This window comes from Microcystis sp. M_QC_C_20170808_M3Col (assembly GCF_007095505.1).
GTDB lineage: Bacteria > Cyanobacteriota > Cyanobacteriia > Cyanobacteriales > Microcystaceae > Microcystis.
The window spans coordinates 1-8535 of record NZ_SFBY01000344.1 but is presented as its reverse complement, the minus strand read 5'-3'; the positions used below and the strand labels follow the sequence as shown (position 1 = coordinate 8535).

Annotated in this window: 11 protein-coding genes and 1 pseudogene; 4 read left to right on the top strand and 8 right to left on the bottom strand. The window is 43.2% G+C overall.

Features of this window, described 5'->3' with window-relative positions; all coding sequences use genetic code 11:
* Positions 1 to 149: 149 nt before the first annotated feature.
* Positions 150 to 596, top strand: a pseudogene (locus EWV84_RS15750) (hypothetical protein); the annotation flags it as partial.
* A 26-nt stretch (positions 597 to 622) separates the two neighbouring features.
* Here EWV84_RS15750 and EWV84_RS23140 read toward each other — a convergent pair.
* From EWV84_RS23140 to EWV84_RS15730, 5 genes are all read right to left on the bottom strand, one after another.
* Positions 623 to 805 carry a hypothetical protein gene (locus EWV84_RS23140; protein ID WP_416361053.1) on the bottom strand — a complete coding sequence of 61 codons (183 nt, stop codon included), beginning with the start codon at positions 803 to 805 and terminating at the stop codon, positions 623 to 625.
* 415 nt (positions 806 to 1220) lie between these two features.
* Positions 1221 to 1778 carry a 50S ribosomal protein L25/general stress protein Ctc gene (locus tag EWV84_RS15745; protein ID WP_286826373.1) on the bottom strand — a complete coding sequence of 186 codons (558 nt, stop codon included), beginning with the start codon at positions 1776 to 1778 and terminating at the stop codon, positions 1221 to 1223.
* Between the two features lie 27 nt (positions 1779 to 1805).
* Positions 1806 to 3149 carry an adenylosuccinate synthase gene (locus EWV84_RS15740; RefSeq protein WP_286826374.1) on the bottom strand — a complete coding sequence of 448 codons (1344 nt, stop codon included), beginning with the start codon at positions 3147 to 3149 and terminating at the stop codon, positions 1806 to 1808.
* A gap of 127 nt (positions 3150 to 3276) precedes the next feature.
* A complete protein-coding gene (locus tag EWV84_RS15735) occupies positions 3277 to 3444 on the bottom strand; it encodes a hypothetical protein (RefSeq protein ID WP_002759244.1) in 168 nt (55 codons plus the stop codon).
* A gap of 60 nt (positions 3445 to 3504) precedes the next feature.
* On the bottom strand, positions 3505 to 4668 hold the full coding sequence (locus EWV84_RS15730) for an LptF/LptG family permease (RefSeq protein ID WP_286826375.1): 1164 nt from the start codon (positions 4666 to 4668) through the stop codon (positions 3505 to 3507).
* Between the two features lie 311 nt (positions 4669 to 4979).
* Between EWV84_RS15730 and EWV84_RS15725 the strand changes: the two genes are divergently transcribed.
* Positions 4980 to 6032: a dipeptide epimerase gene (locus EWV84_RS15725; RefSeq protein WP_287078760.1), complete on the top strand. Its 1053-nt coding sequence runs from the start codon at positions 4980 to 4982 to the stop codon at positions 6030 to 6032.
* Positions 6025 to 7068 carry an N-acetyltransferase DgcN family protein gene (locus EWV84_RS15720; protein WP_287078759.1) on the top strand — a complete coding sequence of 348 codons (1044 nt, stop codon included), beginning with the start codon at positions 6025 to 6027 and terminating at the stop codon, positions 7066 to 7068. The genes EWV84_RS15725 and EWV84_RS15720 overlap by 8 nt, the downstream gene beginning before the upstream one ends.
* A 185-nt stretch (positions 7069 to 7253) precedes the next feature.
* Here the strand turns inward: EWV84_RS15720 and EWV84_RS15715 are convergent, their stop codons facing one another.
* The 3 genes from EWV84_RS15715 to EWV84_RS15705 all read right to left on the bottom strand — a co-directional run bounded on the left by EWV84_RS15715 (position 7254) and on the right by EWV84_RS15705 (position 8290).
* Positions 7254 to 7508 (bottom strand): type II toxin-antitoxin system RelE family toxin, encoded by a 255-nt coding sequence (locus tag EWV84_RS15715; protein ID WP_052276585.1) that lies wholly within the window; start codon positions 7506 to 7508, stop codon positions 7254 to 7256.
* Positions 7508 to 7771 carry a type II toxin-antitoxin system Phd/YefM family antitoxin gene (locus EWV84_RS15710; RefSeq protein ID WP_002762167.1) on the bottom strand — a complete coding sequence of 88 codons (264 nt, stop codon included), beginning with the start codon at positions 7769 to 7771 and terminating at the stop codon, positions 7508 to 7510. Before EWV84_RS15710 ends, EWV84_RS15715 begins: the two co-directional genes overlap by 1 nt.
* Before the next feature lie 330 nt (positions 7772 to 8101).
* Complete coding sequence (locus tag EWV84_RS15705; RefSeq protein ID WP_287078758.1) at positions 8102 to 8290, bottom strand: tetratricopeptide repeat protein; 189 nt, start codon at positions 8288 to 8290, stop codon at positions 8102 to 8104.
* A 97-nt stretch (positions 8291 to 8387) separates the two neighbouring features.
* Between EWV84_RS15705 and EWV84_RS15700 the strand changes: the two genes are divergently transcribed.
* Positions 8388 to 8535 (top strand): helix-turn-helix domain-containing protein (locus tag EWV84_RS15700; RefSeq protein ID WP_287078761.1); only part of this gene is annotated, 148 nt, incomplete at its 3' end.

Here is an 8535-nt window from a genome sequence, read left to right as displayed (position 1 = left end):
AAAATTAGGTAGTTGACCACCTGAAAATCGGTAAAACCCATCCCCCATCCCCCATCCCCCAACCCCCAACCCCCAACCCCCAACCCCCACCGAAAAACTTTTTCAGCAGACCCTAACTAATCTTACGTTTTTTTTCTTCGCCTCCATTGATGAAACCTCATGACCAATTTGCTAAAAACTATCTGGAAGAATTATTATCGCCTCTAGGCCAGGTAGAAATTAGCAAGGAAATTACCGACGAAACCCGACAAATTGATCTATTTTTTTCGCCTCATCCAGATCGGCAGATAACTGTCGATAATCTAGGATTATTAGGTCAAATTGCCCTAAATAGCGCTCTCCTAGAACCCTATCGTAATTCTCCCACTCGTGCCGATGTGCGTAATTGTCTGGCGAAATTAACCGCCGTTTTTGCTGAACTACAGCGACAGGCCAAACGAGAAAATAGCCCCTACAATCAGGAAATTTTGCCCCGTTTATGGATTCTTGCCCCTCTGGTTAGTGAAACTATATTAAACGGTTTTGGGGCGGCCTTAGACCCGAATTGGCCCGAAGGGGTCTATTTCTTGCCTCCTTTACAGCGCACGGCTATTATCAATCGAATCCGCCCGCGAGGACTTATTTAAGCGTTTTTGTTATCTAACTCCCCAGTAGATGGGAGAGGGGAAATGGGAGAGGGGAGAAAAAAGCTGACACTGATAACTGATAACTGATAACTGACTTCTAACCCAATCTGCGCCAAAGATAAGCAAAAATTATTTATTGACTCCAAAAACTTGAGAATATTTAAATTAACATTTCGCAATATTTACAAATTCTTAAGAATTAATTGAGAAAGATTTTTATTTAACAACGATGTTGTAATGGTTACAGCGATTTGATAGAATTTTAAAGTCGCTTACTCTGTGCTTTTTTAGACAGCAATGGTTGAAACCCTTGCTACACCTACAGGGTGATTCCAATTGAGACGGGTAAATTGGTCAGTTTCACCCACAACGATGATCTTTTTTTTGTGTAGTTTTATTGCAAAGAAAAAGTTTTTTTGACAAAAAGCACAAAGTATGCAGTAGCAGTTATGGCAGAGTGGGGGTTGGGGAAGTGGGGAAGTGGGGAAGTGGGGAAGTGGGGAAGTGGGGAAGTGGGGGAATTTCAACTAAAACCCTAAAGCCCCAACACCCTATCACCCCAAAACCCTATTACCCGACCACCGATCACTGAATTTACCGTTTAGCGGCAACAATGGCAAAAACGGTGGTATGGGGATCGTCTTTTAAAGTCACCCCTTCTGGCATTTTCAAATCACCCACGAGCAGGGATTGCCCCACACCGATCTCCGAAACATCAAATTCGATCACTTCCGGGATATTATCAGCAATACAGGAGACATTAACTTCGTTGACGAACTGTTCGATTAAACCGCCCTGTTTAGTTCCGATCGCTTCTCCCATGGCTTTAATCGGAACAACGATATCGAGCTTACCGTGGGCAGATACTGAGAAGAAACTGAGGTGATAGAGATTTCTTTTCCAAGGATGAGATTGTACCTCTTGGATCAAAGCTTTTCCCGTCCAGGGCATTTCGGGAACATTCACATCCACCAAGGTATTATTTACCGAGGCCTTTTTGAGCAGGGTTAAGGCCGCTTTTTCTCCCACCACGAGGGAAACCGATTCCGTGCCGCTGTGGCCGTAGAGAACCGCCGGGATCAAACCCTGACGACGTAGGGCCCTGGGGTTAATATTTTCGGGTCTTTTTTGACATTCAACGCTAACTTGCATAGTTGACTAATCCTCTTTGGCAATGATTTAAAATTCGTAATTATCCCAAGGCGAGCCATTTTCGTCCAAAAGAGCGCGTTTTGGCCCGTGAATGGGGTCTTCAACGATAATAGTTTGGTCGCGACTAGCTCCTAGGGAGATAATAGCGATCGGTACTTCCATGATCGCCCCCAGGAATTTTAGATAATCGAGGGCCTGTTTGGGCAGGTCTTCCAGACTCCGACAATCGCTGGTGGGTTGTTGCCACCCTGGCATCGTTCGGTAAATCGGTTGACAACGGGCGAATTCCACCGCACTACTGGGTAAATGGCGACAGGTTTGGCCGTCCAATTGGTAGGCGACACAGACTTTGATTTCCTCTAGGGTATCGAGAACATCTAATTTGGTGATCGCTAGACAGTCTAAACCATTGATTCGCACTGCGTAACGACCGATAACCGCATCAAACCAACCGCAACGACGACGACGGCCGGTGGTGGTCCCGAATTCCGCCCCACGATCGCACAATAACTGCTCGATCTCCCCCTCTAATTCCGTGGGAAATGGACCTTCGCCTACCCTAGTGGTGTAAGCTTTAGCCACACCGATCACTCGATCGATTACCGTCGGACCGATGCCAGAACCCACACAAGCACCCCCGGCGATCGGATTGGAGGAGGTAACGTAGGGATAGGTTCCGTGATCGAGGTCGAGTAAGGTTCCTTGGGCCCCTTCAAAGAGAATATTCTGACGCTTGCGGATTGCTTCGTAGATTTTTAAGGAACTATCGACCACATGGGGACGCAGTTTCTCGGCATATTCTAGATATTCCTCGATCACCGTCTTCGCATCTAAAGGCGGTAAGTTATATAACTTTTCTAAAATGACGTTTTTATAATTGATCGTCCATTCTAGTTTTTGCCGCAGATTCTCGGTATTCATCAAGTCGATGACTCGAATGCCGATGCGCTCGGATTTGTCGGCATAGGTGGGGCCGATACCCCTTCCCGTGGTGCCGATTTTATATTTACCCCGTTTTTCCTCGGATGCTTGATCGAGCAGCCGATGATAGGGCATAGTGACATGAGCCGTTTGCGAGATATAGAGATTGTCGGTGGTGACATTGAGGGCGTGTAATTGCGCCATCTCTTTGAGTAACACCGAGGGATCTATGACTGTTCCCGAGCCGATTATACATTCCGTATCTGGGTAGAGAATCCCAGAGGGAATTAGATGGAGTTTGAACGTTTGATCCTCGACGACGACGGTATGACCCGCATTTACGCCACCTTGAGAACGCACCACTACATCCGCCGATCGACTCAGCAAATCCGTGATTTTTCCTTTTCCTTCGTCGCCCCACTGAGCGCCGATTACAATAACGTTAGCCAAGGTATTTTAGTCTAGCTAAAGTTCACACAAACTACTATTATCCCTCTTGGCGAATACAACTGTCAAGTTATCTCTCTTAGCTAATTGTAGGGAGAAGGCGAGGGTAAAACTCGCCTATTTTCAGGGTTTATTGACCTTCCCGACTGATTTGACGCTCGATAGTTTCGATAGCGGCATTTAATCCCGCTAGACGGGTTTCGAGGTCATCGCGCATCCATTTGAGGAATGTTAATTTACGCTCTTGACATTCTTGGCGGGAAGTGCTGCCACAAGTGTTGAAGAAGAAGGGAAACATAGACTAAGGGGCCTGCTATAACTCTACGTCTCCTATCTTGACGAAAATTTTCAAAAAAGTCTAACCGTTAAGTCGCCATAATAACCACAGACCTAACCCAAAACCGAAAAAATTAGGCAGCCAGGCAGCTAGGAAGGGGGAGAGGGTGGCGGTTAGTCCCAAGCTACCCACTAAGAAGTTGAAAAGATAATAGAGAAAAACAATAGCGACACTGAGACCGAAACTGGTTCCCCGACCGATTCTTTGCGGTAGAGAACCCAAGGCACAACCTATGGTAGCAAAGACGATACAGACAAAGGGAAAGGCGATTTTTTGCTGGATTCGCACTTGAAAAAACCTGACTCTCTTATCATCGCCACTGAGTTTGAGCAGTTGCACATATTCGATCGCCTGTGGTATGTTCATCTCGTAGGGATCGCGGCTTTGACGAGCAAAATCGAAAGCGGAGCGAGATAAAGCGATTTTTTCGGCTTTAAAGGGGATAACTTGGCTATAGGAGGCGTTAGGGGGGGTTAATTCATAGATAATGCCGTTAAAAAAGTCCCAGACGTTATCGACGGCATTCCAACGGGCCGAATCGGCGATAATAATTTGATTTAATTCTTGTTTTAGCCAACGGATAACGGTGACGGTTTTCATCTTTTCCCCGTCAAATTGTTCGGCATAAAATAAACTTCTTAAATTGCGATTAATCGCACCATTTTCTAGGGTTTTTATTTCATAATCGGGATAATAAAAATCTTTATTTTTCCAAAAACTTGCTTCTTTATTAATTTTATGCACTAAAATTTCTGTGGCTCGATAATTAGCATTTGGAACCACATATTCATTTAATAAAAATGTCACAACTGTAACTATTAAACTCAGGCAAAAAGTGGGTATAAAAAGACGATAAAGAGTGACTCCACAGCTTTGCAGGGCAACGGTTTCACTATCACTACTTAAACGACCGTAGGTGATTAAAGTGGCCAGCAAAAGAGAAACTGGTAGGGAATAAGTGACAAATTCTGGGACTTTTAACAGGAGAATTTCTAGGGCCGAAGCGAGGGGTAGATTCGCATCAACTACCTGATTAGCTAAATCGGAAAGATTCCCGATCGCTACTCCCAAAGAGGCAAATAAACCAACACTAAATAAAAATGGGGGTAGTAGTTGGCTGATCAGATAGCGATCAATGAGGGCAATACCTCTATTTACCCAGTAAGAAATCTTTTTCTTAATCATTGATTTTGGTTAACTCACTCCTATTTCATCCCATTTCCTAACCCGCAGCCGTCTTGCTTACACCTTCGGTTAGCCTATCATATTTTGTCTTTGACGAAAAACACCGCCGGAAGTTGTATGATTGCGGGGAGAGTGGACAGAAGTAAGGATTTGGGCAAGTGTAGATAAGTAATGGTGCAAAATTAATTTCTTGGTTAGGATAGGCAAAAGGCAAGAGGCACTCATGCAAGAGGTGGTTAGATATGTGTAATTAATTTTTCCTAGGTACTTAATTTTTCTGTTCCTATTCCCCGATTATCCGGAGGTGAATTATGCTGCTAAACTGGCAAACTTTTACTATTCATAAACGAGTACCTTTAAGGATTAGTCGCGGCACTACCAGCGAAAATACTAATATCTGGCTGAAAATTAGCGAGGAAAATATCGAAGGTTGGGGAGAGGCATCCCCTTTTGATATTACCAGCGAGGAGAAAAACCCCGATAAAATCCTGCAAGAATTAAACTCGATCGCTCCTATTTTACAATCTTTTCACCCCTGTCAACGCCAAGAAATTGAGAAAATTTTATGGCAAAATCAGATATCTTCGGCTACTCGTGCCGCTATTGATATGGCACTGCACGACTGGTTAGGCAAAAAAGCTAATTTACCTCTCTGGCAAATTTTTGGACTCGATCGCTCTTTGATTCCGCCAGTTTCTGTTACTATCGGTTTAAATTCTCCAGAAAATGTGCAGAAAAGGCTGTTAGATTGGCTAGAAATCGGCGATTTTAGCTTATTAAAAGTCAAATTAGGCTCACCGGACGGTATAGAAGCCGATCAAGCCATAATTCTGGCCATTAAAGAAATTGTCCCCCATTTGCCCCTAACTGTCGATGCTAATGGTGGTTGGCAATTTAGCGATGCGGTGAAAATGTGCCAATGGTTAGAGGAAAAAGGCGTTATTTATGTGGAACAACCCCTATCCGTCGGACAAGAACGAGATTTAATTGATTTATACCAAAAATCGCCCCTACCTATCTTCGTCGATGAAAGCTGTTTTTCTAGTCAAGATATCCTGAAACTGGCCGATCGAGTCCACGGCATTAATATTAAACTAATGAAAGCCGGTGGATTAGCCGAAGTGCAAAGAATGATTCATGTTGCCCAAGCTTGCCGACTGCAAATTATGTTCGGATGTTACTCTGATAGCAGTTTAGCCAATACTGCCCTAGCACATCTTGGCCCGCTTGTCAACTATCTTGACCTAGATAGTCATTTAAATTTACGCGATGATCCCTTCACGGGATTAAGCTTAGAAAGGGGACGTTTACAACCAAATAATTCACCCGGTTTGGGTGTTAGTTTACGGACAAAAGATGACTAATTATTTGACTCCTGACAAGAAAGTAGCGATTCTTCTCCACGAAGGAATCAAAGGAACTCGCGGCAAAACCGGATTAAGTTATCTGCGTTACGGGAAAGCGCAGGTAGTGGCGATTATTGACGCAGAAAGCGCCGGCAGCACCTTAAAAGAAGTGGCCGGAATCGATCGCCCCTTGCCGATTGTTGCTAGTGTTAAGGAAGCTTTAACCTATCATCCCGATACTCTGTTAATTGGCATCGCACCCTCAGGAGGCATTTTACCCCCCCATTGGCTAGAAGAAATTAAAGAGGGGGTAAATGCGGGGTTATCCCTCGTTAATGGTCTCCATACACCCCTAAAACCCCTTTTTCCTCAGCTTAAACCGGATCAATGGATTTGGGATATCCGTCTGGAACCCCAAGACTTAAAAATTGGGCAAGCGCGGGCGAAAAATTTAACCTGTCAGCGTATTTTAACCGTAGGCACGGATATGAGTGTGGGCAAAATGTCCACTAGCATCGAATTACATCGGGCAGCCCAAGAAAAAGGGCTAAAATCGCAATTTTTAGCCACTGGACAGGGGGGAATTATGATCGCAGGGAAAGGTGTACCCTTGGATGCGGTGCGCGTTGATTATGCCACTGGTGCGATCGAGGCTTTGGTGTTAGAATCGGCGGAAAATAACGATATTTTGTTTATTGAGGGTCAAGGCTCGCTATTACACCCCGGATCCACTGCTACCTTGCCCTTAATGCGTGGCAGTCAACCGACGGGGTTAATTCTCGTCCATCGTGCCGGACAAATTCATATCAAGGATTTACCCGATATTCCCATCCCTCCCCTAACGGAAGTGATTAAACTCTACGAAATGACTGCCAGCGCCGGGGGAAGTTTCGGGGAGGTGAAGGTAAAAGGGATTAGTTTAAATACTTTTCATCTTAGTCCGGAGGCGGCAGTTAAAGCTATAGAAACTGTGCAGGAGGAAACGGGGTTATTTTGTACCGATGTTGTCCGTTTTGGCGGTCAAGGGTTATTATCAGTGATCAGTAAACAGTAATCAGTAATCAGTGAGCAGTGATTACATCAACCACAGTCGATGATAGGTGCTGCGTTACTAGGTTTTACTAAATCCTGATTTGAAAAAATTTTCTCTTGACAAAGGCGACTTGACATGATATTATGTGTACAATGGAAAATCCGTGCGCCTACAGACGCTCTTTTCACGAATTTTCAAGGTCTAGCTTATTCGCCATAATGGGTTTTAGTCCGATGAATATAGATTAACTTCTGTTCATCATTAATGGTGTAAAGTATTCTGTCTTGATAACTTAAGCGAATTGAATAGAAACCCGTTAAATCTCCTACTAATTTTTTGCCACTATAAGGAGAAATACTCAGGGTATCTTGGATAATTGATTTCAGTTTTTTCTTGAGTTTAGGGGTTAGCTTATCAACATCTTTTTTGGCTTCTTTGGTAAATCTGACTTCATAAACCATTAATCAATGTCTCCCAAAACTTCCTCAAAAGAATAGGTTTCATTTTCATTAATTTGCTGTAGAGATAGTTGTAAGCTTTCTCTTAAATCGGGAATAGATAGTAATTCGATGGTTTCTTGTAAACTTTCATAGTTTTTTTGGGAAATCAAAATTACAGAATCTTCCTGATTCTCAATGGCATAAATTTTGTTATCTTCCGTAACCGATTTAACGAGACTTGGTAAATCGGTTTGAGCATCGGCGATTTTAATTTTTTTGATCATAATTAATCCTTTTTTTGATGATGAAATAATGAAAATTATTGTAGGGATTTAACAATCTCTCCTAATCACAGTCCAGACAGCATCCTCCTATAATTATCCATTATTGTAGTCATCAGTGATTAATTCAACTATAGTCGATGATAGGTGCTGCGTTAGGACGGATTGTTAGCTTCAAGTCAAAGCGGAAATTTTTGCTGTCTAACTACGTTTTACTAAATCTGGATGTTGTCAAATTTTCTCTTGACAAAGGCGACTTGACATGATACTATATGTATAATGGAAAATCCGTGCGCCTACAGACCCTCTTTTCCGAAGCATTTAAACTCTAATTCATCTTAATTCTGCTTCGGGTAATTGCGATAACATCATTAGATAATTCTGATAAACGGTTTGGGTATGGGGATGATTTTCCCCTAATCTTTCCCTGAAAATATTAATCGCTTCTAGATAGAGAGGTTCCGCTTCTGAGTACCTGCCTTGCAAGTAGTACAATAGTTCTAGGTTGTTGAAAGATACCAATTTTCATCGAAAATTTGGGTCTGAAACCCCGTCGTTTCACGACGGCTTTACTGTTAAATACTAGCGCATTTACACGATATATGCTAGAATGTGAGACATGGAGAAAGCCTATTCTTACCGATTTTACCCCACACCCGAACAAGAGTCGCTATTGCGGCGCACTTTGGGCTGTGTAAGATTAGTTTACAATAAAGCTCTCCACGAACGAACACAAGCTTGGTACGAAAAGCAAGAAAGAGTAGGCT

Bases quoted from the DNA above. Each gene is read 5' to 3' on its own strand.
- EWV84_RS15745 (WP_286826373.1), bottom strand. From the start codon at position 1,778: ATGCAAGTTAGCGTTGAATGTCAAAAAAGACCCGAAAATATTAACCCC.
- EWV84_RS15735 (WP_002759244.1), bottom strand. From the start codon at position 3,444: ATGTTTCCCTTCTTCTTCAACACTTGTGGCAGCACTTCCCGCCAAGAA.
- EWV84_RS15730 (WP_286826375.1), bottom strand. From the start codon at position 4,668: ATGATTAAGAAAAAGATTTCTTACTGGGTAAATAGAGGTATTGCCCTC.
- EWV84_RS15725 (WP_287078760.1), top strand. From the start codon at position 4,980: ATGCTGCTAAACTGGCAAACTTTTACTATTCATAAACGAGTACCTTTA.
- EWV84_RS15720 (WP_287078759.1), top strand. From the start codon at position 6,025: ATGACTAATTATTTGACTCCTGACAAGAAAGTAGCGATTCTTCTCCAC.
- EWV84_RS15715 (WP_052276585.1), bottom strand. From the start codon at position 7,508: ATGGTTTATGAAGTCAGATTTACCAAAGAAGCCAAAAAAGATGTTGAT.
- EWV84_RS15710 (WP_002762167.1), bottom strand. From the start codon at position 7,771: ATGATCAAAAAAATTAAAATCGCCGATGCTCAAACCGATTTACCAAGT.